Source organism: Bradyrhizobium sp. URHA0013 (assembly GCF_000518345.1).
Lineage (GTDB): Bacteria > Pseudomonadota > Alphaproteobacteria > Rhizobiales > Xanthobacteraceae > Bradyrhizobium.
On record NZ_KI912426.1, the window covers coordinates 1811067 to 1836269 of the forward strand.

A 25203-nucleotide genomic window follows, 5' to 3' on the forward strand; every position below is an offset into this window, starting at 1 on the left:
CAAGGATGAGCGGGCCCGGCTGTTGGAGCCAATGCGTTCGCCGAACGTTGAAAGGCAGTCGCAATTGCCAAGACCACCATCATCAAGATCCGCATGGAGACCTCCGAGGCCTATCTCGAACGAAAGCACAGGGAAATCGGGCTGCTGAACGATTGCCTGAGGAGCCCGCTGCATTTGGCTCGGCCGCAATCGGTCGAGGAGGTTGTCGACTCCAAATTTCAGCTCGCCGCCGCACTGCGCGCGGAGCATGCGCTGCAGGACTGGAAGGCGACGGAGACGGCTTGGTCGCACGCGGCGTCTCCCTCCAGCGGTCCGTTCGTGTTCAGCTACGATTATCAGCGCGCGGACCTCAAGGTGTGCGGTCCCTCGTTTTATGAACTCGAGCGGGGCTGCAGGAGCGAGGCGATCTATACCGCCTCCGGCATGGCCGCGATCTCCGCACTGCTGCTCGCGTCCGCACGAACTATCGGCAAGGCAGACGTCGTAGTGCTGCCGGGCACCTACGGCGAGACAGTGGAGCTGATCGAGAGCCTCGTCCCCCATTTGCGGCTTGTGACCGCCAGGCTGCCGCTGGGCGAAGCGTTTGATGCGGCGGCCGCGCCACGGCTTCTGCTGCTGGATTCATGCGCCCCTGCCGGGGCGTTCGAGGCGGCTCTGCGCTGCGACGGTTCGGGGCTCGACCTGTTGATCTTCGACACGACATGTTTCGCCGGCAGATCGGGACGCATCCGGCGCGTCCTGAGATGGGCCGCGCGGTGGGACATCCCCGTCGTGTTGGTGCGAAGCCACAACAAGCTGGATTCGCTCGGCGTGGAATATGGCCGGCTGGGCTCTGCCGTCTTCGTGCATTGGAGCCGGAAGGACCTCAAGGCAGGCCAGCTGCTGTCCGAAAGCCTGGCGGCGGAAACCCGCAATGCCGTCCGGCTTCTCGGTGGCGCGGCGTTACCGGCGCACTTCCCGCCATTCGTGGGCTCGGCGGCCTATTGGGCCCTGACGAAAAGGCGCGTCGCGGCAATCCTGCGCAACGGTCGCCACACGGCGCGATATTTCGCCTCCGAGCTCGCTTCGCTCTCGGCCGAGCTGCATTTCACCCACGGCCTCTATGTCACGCTTCGCGGCAGGCGCGCCCTCGACGAGGCGACCGCGCGACAGGCGGCCGACGACGTGAGCCGCGACCTGAGCGGCAAAGGCTTCCCCATTCGCCACGCCGGCAGTTTTGGCTTCGATTTCGCGGCTACCGAGTGGTTTCACGACGCGACTACGGATCGGTACAGCGTCCGGGTGGCGGTGCCGGATCTGCCGACCGAGGTGTGGAAGGCGCTTGCGGCGGCGATCGCCGAGTGGTGGGCGCGACATCAGGGCAACACTGAAGGGTGAGTACGGTGCAAGGCCATGACAGAGCGACCGAAAGCGTTTCCTTACAGGGAATGCACATGGCATGTTTCAGACGAACAGTCCCAGCAATGGCTTGCGGTGCTTGAAAAGACGGGTGCAGCCAACGTCCGAGCGCGCCTCGCCCAGACCGACGCGGCATCCGCAGGAGCGATCGCGATCGGAACCGCGCCCGTCATGACGATCGGGTTCGCCCAGGAATGGCTGAACTGGAAAGATAATCAAAAATCCGAGGCGGATATCGAACGGCACGAGCGGCAGATCTGGTGGACTCGGACCGCGGCAATCGCCGCATCGGTCGCCGCCTTGAGCACACTGTTCGGCTGGATTTGGACGATCTTCATCCGGGGGAATAACGGCCTATAACAAACATGATTGTTACGTTGCGCATACATCCGCGAGACGAGAGCGGCTACAAACTGCGCTGTTTCAATCGATCGCCAGGCATTCTTCCACGGCCGGCTTCTGGTGGTCGCGACGCGCCCACGCCTGAACGGCGAACGCGAGTTGATGCTGACTCGCTGCCGCGTCCGCGATAGTGGCCCGGGCCGTCGCGATGGGCTTTGTGACCACACCGGAGTTCACGACTCCCGCGTCAACTGCCAGAAACGATATTGCCACAACCGCCACCGCAGATGCGATAGCCATTCTCGTCAAGTCGGATAGTGGCATCGAAGTCCTTATTGGGCGCACGTCGCTCGGCGGATAGATAGGGCTCGTTTGCCCGGATCAAAGCCCGGAGCGAGGCGACCCACGCGTTCGTGAAGGACGGATTCTGCAGCCGCCTGTCGTAGATCGGGACCACGATCAACGTTTGAGACTGAAATTGGCGATTCCGGCAGAAATTGAACCTGTAATCGGCGGAGTAAAAGCATTTGAGGCCTAGCGCAATATCCTTTGTTTGCAGATGGTTATTATTTTTTGGTGTTGTGGAGGCATCTTTGGGGCTTAACGCTAGTTGCATTTGATCAGTACCTCGCCGATAAGCAATAATATCGGCGGGGGGGTGGATGCGTCGCGATCAACTTATTGGCGCTACGGAGAATTTGGCCAACGCGCTGGAGTCGTCGAAGATTCACCAAGTGCTTTTATCCGCGATCAGAAGCAGTAAAGATCCTATCTCCCCTAACCAGCTGTTCAGCGCCTACGCCAGTTTCATGACCGCGTATGCGAATTTCGGGCCGACAGAAAAATATTTGATGAAGCTGTTCAAGGTTGAACGCCTCATCGTGCCCGAGTTCTGGGAAGGCTTGATCAAGCAAGACGGTAGCCCGAGCTCGATGACAGTGCGTAGAGGCATCACCCTCGTTACCGAATTTCTGCCGTCGGTCGCACGCATGCTCGAACGGCCTTCCGATAAGTCTAACCTGGCGTTTGAAAATCCTGTCGACCCTTCCAAGACAGTTGATAGTGAGAAAATTCGGTTTTTTGTAAGAGATCCCGGTGTTCCTACGCTAACTGTCGGCCACTTTTCGAGCATCTTAGGGGCGATTGAGGAACTGCACTCAGCAATTGAAACGGTGGAGCAAACAAAGCACTCAGATCTCGTGGTCGCGTCCCTAGACTCCGGAAGTGACAAGGAATTCGACCTGCTTGGGGTTGCAGCCGCCGTAAGAAAGCTCTCTGAGACGCTGCTTGAGGTTTGGAGCCGTATCCAGTCCGCACGAGCCACAAAGGCCAAAGTTAACTATGGTGCAGCTTGTGAAGGAATTGCGGTACTGGTCAAGTTGAACGCTGCTGAAAAAAGCAATGCAATTCCGAAAGATCAGGCTGAGTCGATACGCCGAACTATAATTAGCAGCATCACTCACCTCTTCGAGAACGGCGTTTACACCGAGGCAATGGAAGCCCAGGTCAATCCTCTACCTAGCGCACTGCCGGTTGATCGAAGAAAGCTGTTGACGCACCAGCCGAGCGAATCAGCTCCGTTGGAGGCCCCGGATGAAGGGTCTGCTTCCAATGAAGAAATCTAGAACTGAATAATTCGTGGGGTGATCGGAGAACAGAATCCCTAAACGGTAATCCCCGTGTTTTGGCGATCCCGGCAGGAATCGAACCTGCAACCCTCAGAGTAGAAATCTGATGCTCTATCCAGTTGAGCTACGGGACCGTCTTGAGCCGCCCTGGTTGGGGCCGGCTGTTCATCTACCATGCCATTATGAAAAATATCGTCTTTCGCCAAGCCTGAACCGAACCGTTTTCCGCGAAGCCGCGACAAAGCGGAACGGTGGGGTGTCAGGGTGCCGGGTTGAGCGGCAGCGGACTGGACGATGGATCACATCGCCGGGAACGCTGGCCAGCTTCCGGGACACGGCCGCCGGACGACTGGTCAGGTATTGCTGCGCCATCAGGACGGCGTGCGCGGCGGTAGCTTGATCGGTCTCCTCTGGGCCTGCCTTGTCATGGCGAATGCGACGATCTGCACCTTTGGTTCCATCGCCTTGAGTCCGTCACCTTTCCGCGCATTTCATGCGACAAGCGGCGTTCGTCCGCGAGTTCCGGGAGTCCATCCATGATCGGTCTTGTTCGCGCCGTCACACTCTGCGCCACGCTGGCGTTCGGCCTTAGCGTAGCGCAGGGCGCCGACAAAGCCTTCAAGCGGGACGACTTGGCCGATTCCGCGATCAAGCTGGAGGCGCAGATCAAGGGCGAGGCGGGGCCGGTCGCCAAGACTGGCGCGAGCTTGCGCACCGACGCCGATGCTGCCTTCCGGCGCAACGACTATCGCACCGGCCTGTCGGTGCTCGGCCAGATCGCGGCGACCACGCCGGAGGATGCCGGCAACTGGCTGCGGCTGGCGAAAGTCATCTTCCAGATATCGCCGAAGAGTTCGAGCGAGCAGACGTTCCTGCTGGAGCGCGCCTCGACTGCCGCCTACATCGCCTACCAGCGTGCCGCTAATGCGGGCGAGGAGGCCGACGCGCTCGCGGTGCTCGGCAAGTCGCTGTCCGAACGCAAGCTGTGGCGGCCGGCGCTGGATGCGCTGCGGCTGTCGCTCGACATGCGCGAGGTCGCCGATGTCCGCGGCCAATATGAGAAGATGCGTGACGAGCACGGTTTTCGGCTGCTCGACTACACCGTGGACTCGGACTCCGCCAGTCCGCGCGCCTGCTTCCAGTTCTCGGAGGAGCTGGCGAAACGCACCGATTTCGCGCCGTACCTCGCGCTGGCGGGCCAGGACAAGCCGGCCCTGTCGGCCGAGGGCAAGCAGCTCTGCGTCGACGGGCTGAAGCATGGCGAGCGCTACAACGTCAATTTGCGCGCCGGTCTGCCGTCCACCGTGAAGGAGGGCCTGCCGAAATCGGCCGAGTTCAACGTCTATGTGCGCGACCGCAAGCCGTTCGTGCGCTTCACCAGCCGCGCCTATGTGCTGCCGAGGACCGGCCAGCGCGGCATTCCCGTGGTCAGCGTCAACACGCCAGCCGTCAACATCAACGTGTTCCGGATCGGCGACCGCAATTTGATCAACACGGTGGTCGACAGCGATTTCCAGAAGACTCTGTCGAAATACCAGCTCAGCGATCTCGGCGGCGAGCGCGGCGTGAAAGTCTGGACCGGCGAGCTCGCGACCGCGATGACGCTGAACCAGGACGTCACCACCGCATTCCCGGTCGACCAGGCGCTCGGCGAACTGCAGCCCGGCGTTTATGTGATGACGGCCGCGGCCAAGGGGCCGGGCTCGGACGACGACTACCAGCTCGCCACCCAATGGTTCATCGTGTCCGATCTCGGCGTCACGGCCTATTCCGGCAATGACGGCATCCATGTCTTCGTGAATTCGCTGGCCTCGACCGATCCGGTCGGCAAGGCCGAGGTGCGGCTGGTCGCGCGCAACAACGAGATCCTGGCCACCCGCAAGACCGATGAGAGCGGCCATTTGCTGTTCGAGGCGGGGCTTGCGCGCGGCGATGGCGGTCTGTCGCCGGCGATGCTCACCGTGACCGGTGAGAAGGCCGACTATGCCTTCCTCAGCCTCAAGTCCTCCGCCTTCGACCTGTCGGACCGTGGCGTTTCGGGCAGGGCCGTGCCTGCGGGCGCCGACGCCTTCGTCTATGCCGAGCGCGGCGTCTACCGCTCCAGCGAGACCGTCTATCTGACCGCGCTGTTGCGCGACGGGCAGGGCAACGCCGTCACCGGCGGGCCGATGACCCTGGTGATCGAGCGCCCCGACGGCGTCGAATACCGCCGCGCCGTGCTGGCCGACCAGGGCGCCGGCGGGCGCACCCTGTCCGTGCCGCTCAACTCGGCCGTCCCGACCGGGACCTGGCGGGTGCGCGCCTTCACCGATCCGAAGGGCTCTTCGGTCGGCGAAACTACCTTCATGGTCGAGGACTACGTCCCTGATCGGATCGAATTCGACTTGTCTGCCAAGGACAAGCTGATCAAAGCTAACGCTCCAGTGGAGCTTAAGGCGGACGGTCATTTCCTCTATGGCGCGCCGGCCTCCGGGCTGGCGCTCGAAGGCGACATGCTGGTCGCGCCCGCGTCGGAGCGGCCGGGCTTTGCCGGCTACCAGTTCGGTGTTGCCGACGAGGAGACCACCTCGAACGAGCGCACGCCGCTGGAGAACCTGCCGGAAGCTGACGCCAACGGCGTTGCCACCTTCCCGGTCACGCTCGACAAGCAGCCGGCCTCGACGCGACCACAGGAGGCGCAGATCTTCGTCCGTATGGTCGAGACCGGCGGCCGCGCCGTCGAACGCAAGATCGTGCTGCCGGTCGCGCCTGCTGCTGCCATGATCGGCATCAAGCCGCTGTTCGGCGACAAGAACGTCGCCGAGGGCGACAAGGCCGAGTTCGATGTCGTGTTCGTCTCGCCCGAGGGTGAGAGGCTTCGCCGCGACGGCCTGCGCTACGAGCTCCTGAAGATGGAGTCGCGCTACCAGTGGTATCGCCAGAGCAATTACTGGGAGTACGAGCCGGTCAAATCGACCTCGCGCGTCTCCGACGGCGACGTGACCGTTGCCGCGGACAAGCCGTCGCGGATTGCGCTGACCCCACGGCCCGGCCGCTACCGGTTGGATGTGAAGTCGAACGACGCCGACGGCCCGGTGACCTCGGTGCAGTTCGACGTCGGCTGGTATTCCGACGGCAGCGCCGACACACCGGACCTCCTGGAGACCTCGATCGACAAGCCGCAATACGCCTCGGGCGACACGATGACCGTGTCGGTCAACGTCCGCAGCGCCGGCAAGCTGACGGTCAACGTGCTCGGCGATCGCCTGCTGACGACGCAGACCATCGACGTCAAGGAAGGCACCGCCCAGGTGAAGCTCCCGGTCGGCAAGGACTGGGGCACCGGCGCCTATGTGGTGGCGACGCTGCGCCGTCCGCTCGATGCGGCCGCGCAACGCATGCCGGGCCGTGCCATCGGCCTCAAGTGGTTCGGCATCGACAAGCAGACCCGCACGCTCCAGGTGAAGCTGACGCCGCCGGCTCTGATCCGGCCGAATGCGATGTTGAAGATCCCGGTCAAGCTCGACGGGCTCAATCCGGGCGAGGACGCCAAGATCGTCATCGCCGCGGTCGACGTCGGCATCCTCAATCTCACCAATTACAAGCCACCCGCGCCGGACGACTATTATCTCGGTCAGCGCCGCCTGAGCGCGGAGATCCGCGATCTCTATGGGCAACTCATCGACGGCATGTCGGGCACGCGCGGGCAGATCAAGTCCGGCGGCGACGCTGGTGCCGCCGAGCTCCAGGGCTCGCCGCCCGCGCAAAAGCCGCTCGCGCTCTATTCGGGCATCGTCACCGTTGCCGCCGACGGCACGGCAGAAGTGAGCTTCGATATTCCGGAGTTCGCCGGCACCGCGCGCGTGATGGCGGTGGCGTGGACCGCGACCAAGCTCGGTCGCGCCAACATCGACGTCGTGATCCGCGATCCCGTGGTGCTGACCACGACCCTGCCGCGCTTCCTGCTCAACGGCGACCACGGCACGGTCAATCTCGAGATCGACAATGTCGAAGGGCAGGCCGGCGATTACGTCATCAACGTGAAGACGGGCGGGCCGGTGAAGATGACCGGCAATCCCGCAACCACGGTCAAGCTCGCCGCCAAGCAGCGCAACTCCTTCTCGCTCGCTATCGACGCGACGGCGGCGGGGCAGGCGACGCTCGACATCGACATCAAGGGGCCGAATGGCCTGGCGCTGGCGCGCCATTATGCGCTCGACGTCAAGGCGGCGACGCAAGTCCTGGCGCGGCGCTCGATCCGGACGCTCGCGAAGGGCGAGAGCCTGACGTTGACCTCGGATATGTTCGCCGATCTCGTGCCGGGAACCGGCAACGTCTCGGTCTCAGCCAGCCTGTCGACTGCGCTCGATGCAGCGACGATCCTCAAAGCGCTCGACCGCTATCCCTATGGCTGCTCGGAACAGATCACCAGCCGGGCGATGCCGTTGCTCTATGTCAACGAGCTCGCTGTCGGCGCGCATCTGGCCATGGACACCGAGGTCGACCAGCGCATCCGCGACGCCATCGAGCGGCTGCTGGCTCGCCAGGGCTCGAACGGCTCGTTTGGGCTGTGGTCGGCCGGTGGTGACGATGCCTGGCTCGATGCGTATGTGACGGACTTCCTGACCCGCGCCCGCGAAAAGGGTTTTGTGGTGCCGGATGTGCTGTTCAAGACTGCGCTGGATCGTATCCGCAACTCCGTCGTCAACGGCAACGAGCCGGAGAAGGACGGCGGCCGCGATCTCGCCTACGGCCTCTATGTGCTTGCGCGAAACGGCGCGGCGCCAATCGGCGACCTCCGCTATCTCGCCGACACCAAGCTGAGCAACCTCGCAACTCCCATCGCGAAATCGCAGCTCGCCGCGGCGCTCGCGCTGGTCGGCGACCGCAACCGTGCGGAGCGGGTCTATGGCGCAGCCCTCGACAGTCTCGCCCCAAAGCCGGTGCTGGAGTTCGGCCGCACCGACTATGGCTCGCAGCTCCGCGATGCCGCAGCGCTGGTGTCGCTTGCCAGTGAAGGCAATGCCCCGAAGGCGACGCTGACGCAGGCGGTGTCGCGGGTCGAGACCGCGCGCGGGCTGACGCCCTACACCTCCACGCAGGAGAATGCGTGGCTGGTGCTGGCGGCGCGCGCGCTCGCCAAGGAGAACCTGTCGATGGAGGTGGACGGCCAGCCGGTCAAGACCGCGCTGTACCGCAGCTACAAGGCTGAGACCCTGGAAGGCAAGCCGCTGAAGATCACCAACACCGGTGATGCGCCGGTGCAGGCGGTGGTCTCGGTGTCGGGCTCGCCGGTGACGCCGGAGCCCGCGGCATCGAACGGCTTCAAGATCGAGCGCAGTTTCTTCACGCTCGACGGCAAGCCCGCCGATATCAGCAAGGTCAAGCAGAACGACCGCTTCGCCGTGGTGCTCAAGATCACCGAGGCCAAGCCCGAGTACGGCCACATCATGGTGTCCGACTATCTGCCGGCCGGCCTGGAGATCGACAATCCAAAACTGGTGTCGTCGGGTGACAGCGGCACGCTGGGCTGGATCGAGGATGGCGAAGAGCCCGAGGATACCGAGTTCCGCGACGACCGCTTCACGGCTGCCGTCGACCGGGCCTCGGATTCCAAGGCGGTGTTCACGGTGGCCTATGTCGTGCGTGTGGTCTCGCCCGGCAAATACGTGCTGCCGCAAGCCTATGTCGAGGACATGTACAATCCCTCGCGCTACGGCCGCACCGGGACCGGCACGGTCGAGGTGCGGGCGGCGAAGTGAGTGATGGCAAGATGAGCGGGAGAGAAAATCTGGATGGCCGGGATGAGCCCGGCCATGATGGAGCAAGGGGCAGGGGCCATCGCCTCCTCTCCGGCCTCGCGCTCACGCTCATCCTCACCATCGTCGGCTTCGTCGCGTGGGTTTACTCCCTCGGCCCGCTGCCTTTCGACGAAGCCCGCCAGGTCTCCACCACCATCGTCGGTCGCAACGGCAAGCTGCTGCGCGCCTATGCGATGGCGGACGGGCGCTGGCGGTTGCCGGTCGAGACAAGGGCGAATGTCGATCCGACCTACCTCAAGCTGCTGCTCGCTTATGAAGACCAGCGCTTTTACGCACATGACGGCATCGACCCGCTGGCGCTGGGGCGCGCTGCGTTTCAGCTTGGGACCCGCGGCCACATCGTCTCGGGCGGCTCGACCATCTCGATGCAGCTGGCGCGGCTGATGGAGCCGCGGCGGCAGCGCTCGCTTTATGCAAAGCTGCGGCAGATGGTGCGTGCGATCGAGATCGAGCGCAGCTTGAGCAAGGAGCAGATTCTCGATCTGTATCTCGCGCTCGCGCCTTACGGCGGCAACCTCGAAGGCATTCGCGCCGCCTCGATCGCCTATCTCGGCAAGGAGCCGAAGCGGTTGTCGCTGGCTGAAGCCGCGTTGCTGGTCGCGCTGCCGCAATCCCCGGAGACCCGCAGGCTCGATCGCTATCCCGATGCGGCGCGCAAAGCGCGCGACCGCGTGCTCGACCGCATGGTCGAGGAGCAACAGATCAGCCGCGACGATGCCAAGCAGGCCAAAGCCGTTCCCGTGCCGAAACTGCGCAAGCCGATGCCGATCCTGGCGCCGCATGCCTCCGATGCGGCGCTCGCGACGGTCAAGGACGCCCCCGTCATCAAGCTGACGCTGGATGCCAACCTGCAGAAGGTGCTGGAGCCGCTGGCGCGCGATCGTGCCATTGCGTTGGGGCCGAACATCTCGGTCGGCATCATCGTCCTCGACAATGAGAGCGGCGACGTGCTCGCGCGCGTCGGCTCGGCGGATTATTTCGACGAGCGCCGGGCAGGGCAGGTCGACATGACCCGCGCGGTCCGCTCGCCGGGCTCGACGCTGAAGCCTTTCATCTACGGGCTCGCTTTCGAGGACGGCTTCGTTCATCCCGACAGTCTGATCGACGATCGACCCGTGCGCTTCGGCTCCTACGCGCCGGAGAATTTCGACATGACGTTCCAAGGCACGGTGCCGGTAAAGAAGGCGCTGCAGCTGTCGCTGAACGTGCCCGCGATCGTCCTGCTCGACCGCGTCGGCGCGAGCCGGCTGGCCTCGCGGCTGCGCCAGGCCGGTGGCAATCTGGTTCTGCCCAAAGACGAGGCGCCGGGACTTGCCATGGGCCTTGGCGGCGTCGGCGTGACGCTGCAGGACCTCGCCCAGCTCTATGCGGGCTTCGCCCGGCTCGGCACCACCAGGCCGCTGCGCGAGATCATAACTGACAGGGACGACCGCGAGCCGCTGCGGCTGCTCGATCAGGTCGCGGCCTGGCAGGTCGGCAATGTGTTGCTCGGCACCCCGCCGCCGGAGAACGCAGCTCACAACCGCATCGCCTTCAAGACGGGCACCTCCTACGGCTACCGCGACGCCTGGTCGATGGGCTTTGACGGGCGCATGACCATCGGCGTCTGGGTCGGCCGGCCCGATGGTGCGCCGGTTCCAGGCCTGATCGGTCGGGTTGCCGCCGCGCCGATCCTGTTCGACGCCTTCGCCCGGACCGGCAAGACGCTCCTGCCGTTGCCGAAGCCACCGAAGGGGACCCTGGTTGCCAGCAACGCCAAGCTGCCGTTGCCCTTGAGGCGGTTCCGCCCGGTCGGGGATCTGGTGCGGACCGGGGGCGAACAGGCCCTGCACATCCAGTTTCCGCTGAACGGCTCGCGGATCGACGTCGATCGCTCAGGTGGCGAGGCGGGCGCAGCCATGCCAGTCAAAGTCGCCGGCGGCGTCCTGCCCATGACCGTCATGGTTAACGGAACGGCGCAGGGCGAGATAGACGGACGGCGCCAGCGGCTGATCGATCCGCCCGGTCCCGGCTTTGCGCGGCTGACCGTCATCGACGCCACGGGCGCCGCGGACACAGTTGTCATTCGAATTCAATGACCCTGCCTCAAGCGGTTGTGGCGATGGCGGTTTCAGCGTAAGCGGAACCGATGGCCGAGACCTACCCAGCACCCCGTTTTGGAGCTCCGCGCGAGCCGAAATCCCCGGTGAATCCGGGCAGCCGGCTCGTGTCCATGTTCGATATCGCCACGGCCAGCCACGTCCGCGCGGTGAGCTTCCTGCTGCTGTGCGCGCTGCTGCTATTCCTGCCGGGCTTCTTTACGATTCCTCCGGTTGACCGCGACGAGGCGCGCTTTGCGCAGGCCACCAAGCAGATGGTCGAGAGCGGCGATTATGTCGACATCCGCTTTCAGGAGGACGTCCGCTACAAGAAGCCGGTCGGGATCTACTGGCTGCAAGCGGCCGCGGTCGAGACGGCATCGGCGCTCGGTTTGCCGAAGGCCGAGTTGCGAATCTGGGTCTACCGGCTGCCCTCGCTGATCGGCGCCATCGGTGCCGTGCTCATGACTTATTGGACGGCGCTCGGCTTCGTCACGCGGCGCGCCGCGGTGCTTGCAGCGCTTCTGATGTGCGCCTCCGTGCTGCTCGGCGTCGAGGCGCGGCTTGCGAAGACTGACGCGATGCTGCTGTTCTGCGTGGTCGCCGCGATGGGCGCGATGGCGCGGGCCTATCTGTCGTGGCAGCGCGCCGAGGACGAGACGCATCCGCCATGGAGCTGGCCCGCGATCTTCTGGACGGCTCTCGCTGTCGGCATCCTGATCAAGGGCCCGCTGATCCTGATGTTCGCAGGCCTCACCATCGTCGCGCTCGCGATCCAGGACCGCGATGCCTCCTGGCTATGGAAGCTGCGCCCGCTCTGGGGCCTGATGTGGATGCTGGTGCTGGTGCTGCCCTGGTTCGTCGCGATCTTCTGGCGCGCGGGCGATGCCTTCTTCGCCGATTCCGTCGGCGGCGACATGTTGAGCAAGTTGGGCGCGCAGGAATCCCACGGCGCGCCGCCCGGACTGTACCTGGTGCTGTTCTGGATCACGTTCTGGCCCGGCGCGCCGCTCGCCGCGATGGCCGCGCCCGCGGTCTGGCGCGCGCGGCGCGAGCCCGGCGCGCAATTCCTGCTGGCCTGGCTGGTCCCGTCCTGGATCGTGTTCGAGGTGGTGCTGACCAAGCTGCCGCATTACGTGCTGCCGCTGTACCCTGCGATCGCGATCCTCACCGCGGGCGCGCTGGAGCGGCGCGTGCTGTCCTGGTCCTGGCTGATGCGCGGCTCGGCCTGGTGGTTCGCGATCCCCGTTGGCGGCTCGATCATCGCGGTCGTCGGCGCTGTGATGCTGACGCGGCAACCGGCCTTCGTGGCGTGGCCGTTCATCGCGGCCTCGCTGATCTTCGGCCTGTTCGCCTGGTGGCTCCACGACAACAATCACGCCGAGCGCTCGCTGCTCAACGCGCTGGTCGCAGCCCTGATGCTCGCAGTGACGGTCTACGGCATCGTGCTGCCGTCGCTGACGCCGGTGTTTCCCAGCATCGAGATCGCACGCGCGCTTCGCAACGTCACCTGCGTCGGCCCGAAGGCGGCCGCGGCCGGCTATCACGAGCCAAGCCTCGTCTTCCTGACGGGCACGCAGACGGTGCTCACCGACGGTTCGGGCGCGGCGGATTTCCTGCGGCAGGGGAGTTGCCGTTTCGCGCTGATCGAGCAGCGTTCGGAGCGCGGCTTCGTGCAGCGCGCCGAGGCGATCGGGCTGCGCTACAAGGTTGGTACGCGCATCGACGGCTACAATTTCTCCCAAGGGCGTGCGATCTCGATCTCGATCTTCCGCTCGGAAGGCACCGAGTAGGATGTCGGCACCCACCGACATCGCGCCGCGCGCGAGCTATCCCGCGCAATTGCTCACGCTGTCGGGGCGCGCCCTGGCGCAGCTCGTGCGTACGCCCTCGCATTCGCGCCGCGCCGAGGCCGCGCGAAAGCTGGCGCGGCATTCGCTATGGCTCAGTGCGGCAGGTGCAGCCCTGGTCATCGCGCTGATGGTCGTGTTCGACCTGACCGAGATCCAGCTGATGCCGGCGCGCGGCACGCCGGGCCTGTGGCCGATCCGCATCCTGACCGATTTCGGCAAGGACGAGTATGTGCTCTCCGTGCTCGGGGGCGGGCTGGTGGTGCTGGCGCTGGTTGCGGCGGGATTGCGCGGCAGAAGCCGCGCGTTGCTGCTCGGCCTCGGCACGCGGCTGCAGTTCATGTTTCTGTCTGTTGCCGTGCCGATATTCGTCGCCGAGATCCTGAAATATCTCATCGGTCGAGGACGTCCGTTCGTCGGCGGCAAAGCCAATCCGTTCAACTTCATCCCATTCGAGGGGACGGGGGCCTATGCCAGTCTGCCGTCGGGTCATGCGGTGACGGCGTTCGCACTGGCGTTCGCCGTCTCGGCGCTATGGCCGCGCCTGCGCGTATTCATGTTCACTTACGCGATCGTGATCCTGCTGACGCGACTGGTGCTGCTCGCGCATCACCCGAGCGACGTGGTGGCCGGCGCCCTGGTCGGCATGGTCGGCGCCATGGCGGTGCGCTACTGGTTCGCGGCCCGCAGGCTCGGCTTTGCCATCCGTGCCGACGGCACCATTGTGCCTCTTGCAGGGGCGGTCTCGGGCCGCCTCAAAAGGGTTGCCCACGGGGCATCCGCCCCATAAAAGCGGCTGCTTGCCGGGCCCGCCGGTTCCCGAGCCAAGCCAATTCCAACCACGAGCTTCGATTTGTCGTCCCAGCCTTCGGTTTTCCAGCCCTCGGTTTCCATCGTCGTTCCCGTGCGCAACGAAGCCGACAACATTGTGCCGCTGATCGAGGAGATCGGCGCGGCGCTCGACGGCCGCTGGGCCTATGAGATCATCTACGTCAATGACGGTTCGACCGACGCGACCGGCGAACGGCTCTGCGCGGTCATGAAGCAGCGGGACAATCTGCGCCAACTGCGCCATGCCAAATCAGGCGGCCAATCCGCGGCCGTGCGCAGCGGCGTGCGTGCGGCACGCGGCGCGATCGTGGCGACGCTCGACGGCGACGGGCAGAACAATCCGGCCTTCCTGCCGGACTTGATCGCGGCCGTCGAGAACGGAAGCAAGGTCGGACTCGCCGCCGGACAACGCGTCGGCCGCAAGGATACCGGCTTCAAGAAATTCCAGTCGCGCGTCGCCAACGGCGTCCGCAACGCGATCCTGAAGGACGGTACGCGCGACACCGGCTGCGGCCTGAAGGCGTTCCGGCGCGAGGTGTTCCTGATGATGCCCTATTTCGACGGGCTGCATCGCTTTTTGCCGGCGCTGGTGCGCCGCGAGGGCTACGAGATCGCCTATGTCGACGTGATCGACCGGCCGCGCCGCTCCGGCGTGTCAAACTACGGTTTCTTCGACCGGCTGTGGATCGGCATCATGGATCTCGTGGGCGTGTGGTGGCTGATCCGCCGCAAGAAGCCGACGCCGGATGTGACTGAGGTGAAGGCATGATCATCCAATACGGTCAGGCGCTGAGCAATTATTTCTACGACGTCTTCGTGGCCAAGTTCGACTTCTGGCTCGCGTTCGGCCTCGTCGCGCAGCTGTTCTTTACCGCACGCTTCCTGGTGCAGTGGATCGCGAGCGAGCGCGCCGGCAACAGCGTGGTTCCGATGGCGTTCTGGTTCTGCTCCATGGGCGGCGGGCTGATGACGCTGGTTTATGGCGTCGTCAAGCGCGAACCCGTGATCATCCTCGGCCAGGCGCTGGCGACCGTCATCTATATTCGCAACATCATGCTGATCGTGAAGAACCGCGGCCGGGCGTCAAAGACGCTGGAGCGCTGATCCAAGGCGACTAGCGCGGCAGCGCTGACGCCGCGCCTGTCGCAGGCAGGGCAGCGGTCTCCGTCTCGGTTCTGCGATGGGGCTCGCCGGCCGCGTCGAGCACGGGATAGGCGACCGAGCAGATATGCGAGTGGATGCGGCGCAGGTCCCGCAGCACGTCGAGATGCAGCGACGTGGTTTCGATGGTCTCGGGGCGGCCCTCGCGCAGGCGGTCGAGGTGGCGCTCGACGGCGGCAAGCTCGGTGTTGCGCAGCGCCGTCTTCTCCACCAGCAGCTTGCGTGCCTCGTTGGCGTCGCCCGACATGAAGACGCCGAAGGCGATGCGCAGCGAATCCATCGTGCGCTTGTGGAAGGCGGCGAGCTCCTCGGCGCCCTCGGGCGAGAACTGGAAGCGGCGCTTGATCTTCTTGGTCGCGAGCTCGCTCAGGCTCTTGTCGATGATATCGCCGATATGTTCCAGATTGATGGCGAAGGAAATGATCTCCATCGCGCGCCGGCCCTCGCTCTCGTCGAGGCTGCCCCGCATGAGTTTCGTCACGTAGAGCTTGATGGCTTCGTCGAGGCCGTCGACGATGTTGTCCATCTTCGAGACCTGGTCGACCAGCGCGCGGTCCCCGCTCATCATCGCGGCCATCACCTTGCGCAGCATGATCTCGACAAGATCGCCCATGCGCAGGGTTTCGCGGCCGGCATCGGCCAGCGCCAGCGACGGCGATTCCAGCGCGGTCTCGTCGAGATAGCGCGGCCGGGCCGGATCGGCCTCCTGAACACGATCGGGCAGGAGCCGCGTCAACAGGCGCGACATGGTGTCGAGCAGGCCGATGAAGATAATGGCCGTGCCGACGTTGAAAGCGATATGAAATGCCGCCGTCATCCTGGCGAGATCGGGCTGCCAGGCGTGCATGTGCTCGGCGATCGGGCCCAGGAAGGGTAGGACCAGGGCGATCCCGATCACGCGATTGACGAGATTGCCCACCGGCAGGCGATAGCTGGCGGGATCGTCACGCTTGGCGCCTTCGAACACGGGATTGATGGCGCTGCCGAGATTGGCGCCAAGCACCAGTGCGAGCGCCGCGTAAGGCGAGATGAACTGCGAATAGGCGAGTGACATGATCAGCAGCACGCTGGCGACGCTCGAATGCACCGCCCAAGTGACGAGCGCCGCGATCACGATGCACAGAACGGGATCGCCCGTGATGGAGGACATCACGACGCGGACGCCCGGTGCGTTCTCGGCCGGCGCCAGCGTGTCGAGCAGGATGTGCAGCGACAGCAGCATCAGTCCGAGACCGATCAAGACGCGGCCGACGTCCTTGATCCGCGAGCGCGGACCCACGCGGAAGGCGACCAGTCCGAGCACGAACAGGACCGGCGCGACGGCGGCGATGTTGAACGACAGCACCTGCACGATCAACGTCGTGCCGACATTGGCGCCGAGCATGATGGCGAGCGCGGTGACCAGGCTGAGCAGGCCCTCGGCTGCGAACGAGCTCGTGAGCAGCGCGGTCGCCGTGCTGCTCTGGAGCAGCGCTGTCAGCCCGAGACCGGCGGCAAACGCGTTGAAGCGATTGCCAAGCGCCTTGCCGAGCAGCCGTCGCAGGTCCGGGCCAAAGGCGCGCAGAATCCCGCTGTGGACCATGTGCAGGCCCCACAGCAACAGCGCCACGCCGCCCATCAGATCGAGCAGTACCAACGTTCCCATGCTCCGAGTCCGGATTGGAGTCGATTGGTGAGGCTAGCGCCAAATGCTTGAGGTTCAAACCATTTGTTGGCGCGTCGGCGTTAACGTTTGCGGGTTCTGCACGTTCCCCCGGCGCGCGTTGGCGCGTCCCGCGGCGCGATGCCTTGTGAGCAGGCTCACATTGCTGCCTTGAGGGCAGCGAAGCCGCGATCGAGGTCGGCCTTGAGGTCGTCGACGCTTTCGAGCCCGATATGCAGACGCAGCGTGGGGCCGCCCGGCGCCCACTTGGTCGCAGTGCGATAGGCGTCGCAATCGAAGGGAATCACCAGGCTCTCGAAGCCGCCCCAGGAGAAACCCATGCCGAACAGTTTGAGCGTATCGAGCATGGTGTCGACCGCCTTCTGCGGCGCCGGCTTCAGGACGATGCTGAACAGGCCCGACGCGCCCGTGAAGTCGCGCTTCCAGATCGCATGGCCCGGATCGGTCTCGAGCGCCGGATGCAGCACGCGCGCGACCTCGGGACGGCTCGCAAGCCAGTGCGCCATGTCGAGCCCGGAGCGATGATGCTGCGCCAGCCGCACCGATAGCGTGCGCAGGCCGCGCAGTGCCAGGAACACGTCATCGGGACCGGCGCAAACGCCGAGCAGGCGGATGCCTTCGGCGATCTGCGGCCAGGCCTTGGCATTAGCCGAGATGGTGCCGAACATGATGTCGGAATGGCCGCCGATATATTTGGTGGCGGCCTGCATGCTGATGTCGACGCCCTGTTCCAGCGAGCGGTGATAGAGCGGCGTGGCCCAGGTGTTGTCGTCGATGACGAGCGCGCCGCGCCCATGCGCGACCTCGGCGATGGCGCGGATGTCCGGCATCTCGAACGACTGCGAGCCGGGCGCCTCGACCAGAACGGCACATGTGTTGGGCCTGAACAGCTTGTCGATGCCGGCGCCGATCATCGGATCGAAGTAGGTGGTCTCGACGCCGTAGCGGGTGAGCATGCCGTTGCAGAAATTGCGCGAGGGCCGATAGACGTTGTCGCAGACCAGGATGTGGTCGCCGGCCTTCAGCACCGAGAGCAGGGTGGTCGAGATCGCCGACAGCCCCGACGGCACGATGCCGACGCCGGCGCATTGCGGCCCCTCCAGCGCCATCAGGGTCTCCTGGAACGCACGGGTCGTCGGCGTGCCGTGCCGGCCGTACTGGAACTCGCCGCGATGGGCGTGCAGGTCCTCGGCGGTCGGATAGAGCACGGTCGAGCCGTGGAAGACGGGCGGGTTGACGAACCCCTTCTGCGCCTTGGTGTCGCGGCCGGAGGTGACCAGTCGGGTCTCGGCGTGCTGCTCGGAGGGGTGTGAGGAATCCATGCGTCTGCTTTCAAAAGCGCGTTTCCACGAGGCGCGCTGCGCCCGCGGGCTGGCCGAAAGGCCGCTGTCGTTAATAACAGAACACAGAAGAGTCCCGTCAACCCCTTGACCCGGCACGCCAGTCGTTCTGTTATCGCAGGTGCTATTCAGTCGCCGCATGTTGAGGGGCCTGCCGCGACCTTCGATCCATCGCCTGACCGGACCTAGCGCCACAGCCATAACGGCGGGCGCCTTTCGGCGAGGATTAAGGCAAGGCCTCCCGGGATCGGCGGGTGATCGGCAAGGTTTTCCAGCATGACTCTTGCAGGGCTGGTCTTGATACGGCTAGCCCTGGCAGAGACGATCGCAAAGACAACGTTCCTGACCTTGAGACGACTTTGAAAGGCCCAAAGCCCATGAAACGCGTAACCCTGGCTCTCACTCTCGCTCTCGCCGCCGGCCTGACTGCCCAAGCCGCCCATGCGCAAACGCTCAAGACCGTCAAGGACCGGGGCATGCTGTCCTGCGGTGTCAGTCAGGGTCTGCCCGGCTTCTCCTCGCCGGACGACAAGGGCAACTGGACCGGGCTTGACGTCGACGTCTGCCGCGCGATCGCCGGGGCGATCTTCAACGATCCGACCAAGGTCAAATACGTGCCGCTTTCCGCCAAGGACCGCTTCACGGCGCTGCAATCCGGCGAAGTCGACGTGCTGTCGCGCAACACCACCTGGACCATCTCGCGCGATACCTCGCTCGGCGCCAACTTCACCGGCGTGACTTATTATGACGGGCAAGGTTTCATGGTGAAGAAGTCGCTCAAGGTGAACTCGGCGCTCGAGCTCAACAGCGCCTCGGTCTGCGTCCAGACCGGCACCACCACCGAGCAGAATCTCGCCGACTACTTCAAGGCCAACAACATGAAGTACGAGGTGATCGCGTTCGGCACCAACGACGAAACGGTCAAGGCCTACGAGGCCGGGCGCTGCGACGTCTTCACCACCGACCAGTCGGGCCTGTACGCCAACCGCCTGAAGCTTGCCAATCCCGGCGATCACATGGTGCTGCCGGAAATCATCTCGAAGGAGCCGCTCGGACCAATGGTGCGCCACGGCGACGACCAATGGTTCGACATCGTGAAATGGACGCTGTTTGCCATGATCACCGCCGAAGAGCTCGGCGTGACCGCGAAGAACGTCGACGAGAAGACGAAACAGGAAAATCCGGAGTTGAAGCGCGTCCTCGGTACCGACGGCAATTTCGGTGAACAGCTCGGCCTGAGCAAGGACTGGGTGGTGCGCATCGTGAAGGCCGTCGGCAATTACGGCGAGGTGTTCGACCGCAACGTCGGCGCAGGCTCGCCGCTTGGTATCAGTCGGGGTCTCAACAATCTCTGGAACAAGGGCGGTCTCCAGTACGCGCCGCCGATCCGCTGACCCCGCCTGATCCGCGCTCGCGGCGATGAGCATCGAGGCTCGCAAACCCCCGCCCCAGATCGCGCTGAAGATCAGGCGCGCGCTGGGAGGCAAGACAGGCTGGAACGGCATCGCCGTCCAGTTTGCCTTCGCTGCGGTCCTGGGCTGGATTGCCTATGAAATCGTCTCCAACGCCCGCGCCAACCTCGAGAACCAGCACATTGCGGCCGGCTTCGGCTTCCTCGCGAACAACGCCGGTTTCGACGTCAATCAGACGCTGATCTCGTATACCGGCTCAGACACGTTCCTGCGCGTATTCCTGGTCGGGCTCCTCAACACGCTCGTGGTCTCGGTGGTGGGCATCGTGTTCGCCACCGTGATCGGCTTCATTGTCGCGCTGTGCCGGCTGTCGCCCAACTGGCTGCTCGCGCGCATTGGCGAAATCTATGTCGAGATCATCCGCAACCTGCCGGTGCTGTTTCAGATCCTGTTCTGGTACCTGGCGGTGCTCGCGGCCTTGCCCAATCCACGACAAAGCATTTCGCTGCTCGGCATCGCTTTCGTCAGCAATCGCGGTCTCGTCATTCCCCGCCCGATCGGCGAGAGCGGATTCGAGGCGTTTCTTGTGGTGCTGGCGCTCGGCATCGTGGCTTCGGTGGCGCTGCGCATCCATGCGCGCCGGGCGCTGTTCCAGCGCGGTCAGGTGATCCGGATCTGGCCCTATGTGCTGGGGCTGCTGTTCGGACTGCCGCTCGTCACCATGCTGGTAGCGGGTCTGCCCTTCACCTTCGAGCTGCCGCAGCTCAAGGGCTTCAATTTCGCCGGCGGCTCGCGCATCATCCCGGAGTTCGTGGCGCTCACGTTGGCCTTGTCGACCTATACGGCCGCTTTCATCGCCGAGATCGTGCGCGCGGGCATCCTCTCCGTCCACAGCGGACAGATGGAGGCGGGATCGTCGCTGGGCCTGAGCCGCGGCACTACGCTGCGCTTGGTCGTCGTGCCGCAGGCGATGCGCGTCATCGTTCCGCCGCTGACCAACCAGTACCTCAACCTCACCAAGAATTCGTCGCTGGCCGTCGCGATCGGCTATCCCGACCTCGTCTCCGTGTTCGCCGGCACGTCGCTGAGTCAGACCGGGCAGGCCATCGAGATCATCGCCATGACGATGGGCGTCTATCTCCTGATCTCGCTGATCACCAGCGCCGTCATGAGCGTCTACGGTTGGCGCATCAGCCGGAGTCTCGGCGCATGAGCGATATCAGCTCGTCCAGTTTCGTCCGCCAGGATCTTCTCGATGAGCGTCCCGCGCCGGTGAAGACCACGGGCTTCGTCGGCCTGGTACGGACGCACCTGTTCAACTCGCCGACCAACATCCTGCTCACGATGGTCGGCGCCTTGCTGCTGTGGTTCACCGTCATTCCTTCCGTCAAATTCCTGATGGTCGACGCAGTCTGGACCGGCAAGGATCGCACCGCCTGCCTCGCCGAGAACGCCGGCTTTGCGGTCGGTGCCTGCTGGCCCTACATCCAGGCCAAGCTGCCGCAACTGATCTACGGCTTCTACCCCGAAGCCGAACGCTGGCGGGTCGACCTCACGCTCGTCCTGTCAGTGGTTCTGTTGGTGCCGTTGCTCATTCCGCGGCTGCCCTCGAAAGGATTGAACGCAGGCCTGTTCTTTTTTGCGTTTCCAGTGGTTGCATTCTTTCTGCTGCATGGCGGCGGCATCAAGGGATTTGGCCTGAGCTGGACCGCTGACCTGCTGCAATTATTCGACGACAGCATCATCGGCGCCGGGCAGGCTCTGCTCAGTCTCGGCAAGACGTCCTCTGCCGCACCGGTGTTGTGGGTCGTCGGCAATGTCATCGTGCTCGTGGGTAACCTGATCTACTGGCTGATCTTTCCGCTGACCTGGCTGCGAGATCAGCTGCACGGGACAGGCCAGTCGATCTGGGCCGATTTCGCCATCACCGCCGCGATCGTCTCCCTGATCGCCTTCGTTCTCGGCGGCGGCCTCCGCACCGGGGGGCGGGCCCTGACGTCCAGCATCGCCACCTTCGTCGCCATCGCAATCGTGATCAAGCTGATGGGGCTCGATCACGGCGGACTGCCGATCGTGCAGACCAACCTGTGGGGCGGGCTTCTGGTGACGCTGGTGGTCTCTGTTACCGGCATTGTCACCTCGCTGCCGATCGGCATTGCGCTGGCGCTTGGCCGCCGCTCGACCATTCCGCTGATCCGGATCTTCTCGATAGCCTTCATCGAGTTCTGGCGCGGCGTGCCGCTGATCACCGTCCTGTTCTTCGCCACTTACATGCTGCCGCTGTTTCTCCCGGGCAATTTCACGGTCGACGGGTTGGTGCGTGCGCTGATTGGAATTTCGCTGTTCACCGGCGCCTATCAGGCCGAGAACGTCCGCGGCGGGCTGGCCGCCATCCCGCGCGGGCAGGGCGAGGCGGCCGCGGCATTGGGGCTGTCCTGGTGGAAGACGACCTCGCTGATCGTTCTGCCGCAGGCGCTGCGCCACGTCATTCCGAACCTCGTCAACAGCTTCATCTCGCTGTTCAAGGACACATCGCTGGTCTCGATCGTGGCGCTGTTTGATCTCTTGGGCTCGCTGCGGGCGTCGTTCTCTGATCCTAAATGGTCGTCGCCGTCGACCGCGTTCACCGGGTTCGCCTTCGCCGGGATCATCTACTTCATCTTCTGCTTTGGAATGTCGCGCTACTCGCTCTTCGTCGAGCACCGTCTCAACGCTCACCGCCGCAACTGATCGAGGTCACCATGTCCGACCCAATCGTCAAGATATCCGGCCTGAACAAATGGTACGGCGAGTTCCACGTGCTGCGCGACATCGACCTTGCGGTCGAAAAGGGCGAGCGCATCGTGATCTGCGGCCCCTCCGGCTCGGGCAAGTCGACGCTGATCCGCTGTATCAACGCGCTCGAGGAGTTTCAGGAAGGCGAGATCGTCGTTGACGGCATCGAGCTCGGGCCGAACCTGAAGCATGTCGACGCGGTGCGGCGCGAAGTTGGCATGGTGTTCCAGAGCTTCAACCTGTTTCCGCACCTCTCCGTGCTGGACAATTGCACGTTGGCGCCGATCTGGGTGCGCAACATCCCCAAGAAGGACGCCGAGGCAGCGGCAATGAAGTTTCTGGAGCGGGTCAAGATCCCGCACCAAGCCAACAAGTTTCCGGGACAGATGTCCGGCGGTCAGCAACAGCGCGTCGCGATCGCCCGCGCGCTGACGATGAACCCGAAGGTGATGCTGTTCGACGAGCCGACCTCGGCGCTCGACCCCGAAATGGTCAAGGAGGTGCTGGACACCATGGTCGACCTCGCTGAGGAGGGCATGACCATGCTGGTGGTCACCCACGAGATGGGCTTTGCCCGCGAGGTCGCCAACCGCGTGGTATTCATGGACGCGGGCCAGATCATCGAAGCCAACACGCCCAACGAGTTCTTCGCGGCCCCGCAGCATGCCCGCACAAAACTGTTCCTGAGCCAGATCCTGCGCTGAGTACCTGCAATCCGGTGGCGTCGCCGGTCTAACCGACCCGCCAGCTTGGCACCATGCGAATCGGCCAGCCTCTTTTCGGGCCATATTCCGGAGAGAGATTTTGCAGAGCAGCGCCGGCGCGCGCGCATTCCAGAACGCGCGATTGCAAAAGAAATTGAAGAAGCAGGCGGACGCGCTCATGTCCGCCGCGGTTCAGGCACTCGGGCAGGGCCGATACGCGGAGGTCGAGACACTCTGCCGCCGGATTTTGACGGAGGTTCCGGATCATTTCGACGCCGCTCACCTGCTCGGCCTGCGCGCGTATGATGGCGGGCGGCTCGAGGAGGCGCAACAACTGCTCGAGCGCGCGACGGCGCTCGATCCGCGTTCGCCCGATGCCCATGGTAATCTCGGGGCAGTGTATTTCACCCTCCAGAAGTTTCAGGACGCTCGCGCATGCCAGGAGAAGGCGATTGCGCTGAAGCCGAATTCTCCGATCGCCTTGACCAATCTGGGCAATACGCTGCTGCACATGGGCCTCGCCGAGCAGGCTATCGAGCTGCACGAACGCGCTATCAGGCTGAAGCCGGATTTTGCCGATGCATTTTGCAATCGGGGCATGGCGGAGCTGATCGAAGGTCAGTTCCAGCGCGCCAAGGGGAGTTTCGATCGCGCCCTCGCTTTTCAGCCGCGCCACGCGGAAGCGATCGCGGGCAAGGGCATGGTATGCATCGAGCTCCGGCACTACGAAGAGGCGGCCGCGGCGATCGCGGCAGGGCTCGCGATCAAGCCGGATTCGCCGAAGATTCTGGCGCAGCGCGGACGGCTCAATCTCGATCTGTCGCGGCTGGAGCAGGCGATCGCGGACTTTGATGGGGCGCTGGAGCTTTCGCCAAGGCTCGAAGTGGCCTTGCAGGGAAAGGCGCAAGTCAACCTTGTCAGGGGCAACACGGCCGGGGCGATTGCGGCGGTCAAGACGTTGCTCGAGGAAAATCCGCGGTCCGACATCGGAATTGCGCTTCTGGCTTCCTGCTATGCGAGCCAGGGAGACATCGCGACTGCGCTCGAACATCTCGACGCGGGGCTGGCAATCGCGCCTGATTATGCGGACTTGATCGGGCGCAAGATCTTCTTTCTGGACTATCTCCCCGACGCCGATTTTGCGGTTCAGCAGGCCGCACGAAAGCAGTGGTGGGACGCGATCGGCGCCAGATTGCCGCAAAGCGCGTTGTCGTCCCGCAAGCTCGATGGGGACAAGCGGATATTGATCGGATACGTCGCTTCCGAATTCAGGAACCACTCCGCAGCATTCGCTCTGTTACCGGTACTGCGCCATCATGATCATGCCAGGTTCGAGATCGTCTGCTATTCGTGCTCGCCATTACGAGATGAGATAACCGACGAATTCAGGTCCATGGCGGATGTCTGGGTCGATGCCTGGCAGCTTTCGGACGACGAGCTGGCCGATCGCATTCAGGCCGACGGGATCGATATCCTGATCGACGTGTCCGGGCATTCGACCGGCAACAGGCTCCATGTCTTCGCCCGCAAGCCGGCCCCGATCCAGGTCTCGGGGTTTGGTCACGCCACTGGTACGGGCCTTCAGACCATGGACCATGTGCTCGCCGATCCCATCTTCATTCCGCAATCGGCGCGACATCTGCTGGCTGAAAAGGTTTACGACCTGCCGTGCCTGATCACGATCGATCCCATTTTGGATCTACCTGCATCGGAGCCGCCCATGCTCCGCAATGGTTATGTCACCTTCGGCGTGTTCAACCGCATCTACAAGATCTCGGACGAGGCCATCCGGGTGTGGTCGAAAGTGATGCGCGAGGTGACGGGTTCGAAGATCATCATCAAGCATACCCTGCTCGACGATCCCATGCTGCGCGACAGCCTGATCGCGCGGTTCGTAGCACAGGGCATTGCCGAGGAGAATGTCACCTGCCTGGGCTCGTCGCCGCGCCACGAGCACCTGCTGGCGTTTGCGAACATCGACATATCGCTCGACACGTTCCCGCAAAACGGCGGCGTCAGCACCTGGGAATCGCTCTATGCGGGCGTGCCGGTCGTAGCCAAGCTCGGCAACGGTGCATCGTCGCGCGCCGGCGGGTCGATCGTGGCTGCGGTCGGTCTCAATGACTGGGTCGCCGATAATGACGAGGGCTATGCCGCGATCGCATCCAAATATGCGGCACAGCCGGCGCATCTGGCGAAGCTGCGCGCGGACTTGCCGGC

Annotated in this window: 16 protein-coding genes and 1 tRNA gene; 14 read left to right on the forward strand and 3 right to left on the reverse strand. The window is 64.2% G+C overall.

Translation table 11 applies throughout. The features are described from left to right. Nucleotides 1-93: 93 nt before the first annotated feature. The 3 genes from N551_RS0129320 (at nt 94) to N551_RS0129335 (ending at nt 3365) form a co-directional block, all read left to right on the forward strand. On the forward strand, nt 94-1377 hold the full coding sequence (locus tag N551_RS0129320; RefSeq protein ID WP_027569950.1) for a hypothetical protein: 1284 nt from the start codon (nt 94-96) through the stop codon (nt 1375-1377). A gap of 15 nt (nt 1378-1392) precedes the next feature. Beyond that, nucleotides 1393-1758, forward strand: a complete 366-nt coding sequence (locus N551_RS0129325) for a hypothetical protein (protein WP_027569951.1) — start codon at nt 1393-1395, stop codon at nt 1756-1758. 644 nt (nt 1759-2402) lie between these two features. After that, nucleotides 2403-3365, forward strand: coding sequence for a hypothetical protein (locus N551_RS0129335; RefSeq protein WP_027569953.1), 963 nt, complete (start codon nt 2403-2405; stop codon nt 3363-3365). Between the two features lie 60 nt (nt 3366-3425). Here N551_RS0129335 and N551_RS0129340 read toward each other — a convergent pair. Then, nucleotides 3426-3502, reverse strand: a tRNA-Arg gene (locus tag N551_RS0129340). Nucleotides 3503-3904: 402 nt separating this feature from the next. Between N551_RS0129340 and N551_RS0129345 the strand changes: the two genes are divergently transcribed. The 6 genes from N551_RS0129345 to N551_RS0129370 all read left to right on the forward strand — a co-directional run bounded on the left by N551_RS0129345 (nt 3905) and on the right by N551_RS0129370 (nt 15032). Next, nucleotides 3905-9109, forward strand: a complete 5205-nt coding sequence (locus N551_RS0129345) for an alpha-2-macroglobulin (RefSeq protein WP_027569954.1) — start codon at nt 3905-3907, stop codon at nt 9107-9109. 11 nt (nt 9110-9120) lie between these two features. Further along, on the forward strand, nt 9121-11247 hold the full coding sequence (pbpC, locus tag N551_RS0129350) for a penicillin-binding protein 1C (RefSeq protein WP_245287865.1): 2127 nt from the start codon (nt 9121-9123) through the stop codon (nt 11245-11247). A gap of 50 nt (nt 11248-11297) precedes the next feature. Continuing rightward, nucleotides 11298-13040 (forward strand): glycosyltransferase family 39 protein, encoded by a 1743-nt coding sequence (locus tag N551_RS0129355; protein WP_027569956.1) that lies wholly within the window; start codon nt 11298-11300, stop codon nt 13038-13040. Nucleotide 13041: 1 nt separating this feature from the next. Beyond that, nucleotides 13042-13887 (forward strand): phosphatase PAP2 family protein, encoded by an 846-nt coding sequence (locus tag N551_RS0129360; protein WP_027569957.1) that lies wholly within the window; start codon nt 13042-13044, stop codon nt 13885-13887. Between the two features lie 63 nt (nt 13888-13950). Further along, complete coding sequence (locus N551_RS0129365) at nt 13951-14697, forward strand: glycosyltransferase family 2 protein (protein ID WP_027569958.1); 747 nt, start codon at nt 13951-13953, stop codon at nt 14695-14697. Further along, nucleotides 14694-15032 (forward strand): lipid-A-disaccharide synthase N-terminal domain-containing protein, encoded by a 339-nt coding sequence (locus tag N551_RS0129370; RefSeq protein ID WP_027517911.1) that lies wholly within the window; start codon nt 14694-14696, stop codon nt 15030-15032. Before N551_RS0129365 ends, N551_RS0129370 begins: the two co-directional genes overlap by 4 nt. 10 nt (nt 15033-15042) lie before the next feature. Here N551_RS0129370 and N551_RS0129375 read toward each other — a convergent pair whose 3' ends face one another. Together N551_RS0129375 and metC are read right to left on the reverse strand one after the other, a co-directional pair. Then, nucleotides 15043-16734 carry a Na/Pi cotransporter family protein gene (locus tag N551_RS0129375; RefSeq protein ID WP_027569959.1) on the reverse strand — a complete coding sequence of 564 codons (1692 nt, stop codon included), beginning with the start codon at nt 16732-16734 and terminating at the stop codon, nt 15043-15045. 155 nt (nt 16735-16889) lie between these two features. Next, on the reverse strand, nt 16890-18074 hold the full coding sequence (gene metC, locus N551_RS0129380; protein WP_027569960.1) for a cystathionine beta-lyase: 1185 nt from the start codon (nt 18072-18074) through the stop codon (nt 16890-16892). 395 nt (nt 18075-18469) lie between these two features. Between metC and N551_RS0129385 the strand changes: the two genes are divergently transcribed. The 5 genes from N551_RS0129385 to N551_RS0129405 all read left to right on the forward strand — a co-directional run. Beyond that, nucleotides 18470-19486, forward strand: a complete 1017-nt coding sequence (locus N551_RS0129385) for an amino acid ABC transporter substrate-binding protein (protein WP_027569961.1) — start codon at nt 18470-18472, stop codon at nt 19484-19486. 25 nt (nt 19487-19511) lie between these two features. Next, entirely contained in the window at nt 19512-20717 is a 1206-nt protein-coding gene (locus N551_RS0129390) for an amino acid ABC transporter permease (protein WP_027569962.1), read from the forward strand. Continuing rightward, nucleotides 20714-22234 carry an amino acid ABC transporter permease gene (locus N551_RS0129395; protein WP_027569963.1) on the forward strand — a complete coding sequence of 507 codons (1521 nt, stop codon included), beginning with the start codon at nt 20714-20716 and terminating at the stop codon, nt 22232-22234. Before N551_RS0129390 ends, N551_RS0129395 begins: the two co-directional genes overlap by 4 nt. 11 nt (nt 22235-22245) lie before the next feature. Continuing rightward, entirely contained in the window at nt 22246-22983 is a 738-nt protein-coding gene (locus N551_RS0129400; RefSeq protein WP_007591212.1) for an amino acid ABC transporter ATP-binding protein, read from the forward strand. Nucleotides 22984-23083: 100 nt separating this feature from the next. Next, the coding region (locus tag N551_RS0129405) for a tetratricopeptide repeat protein (RefSeq protein WP_035962917.1) at nt 23084-25203 on the forward strand (2120 nt) is incomplete at its 3' end.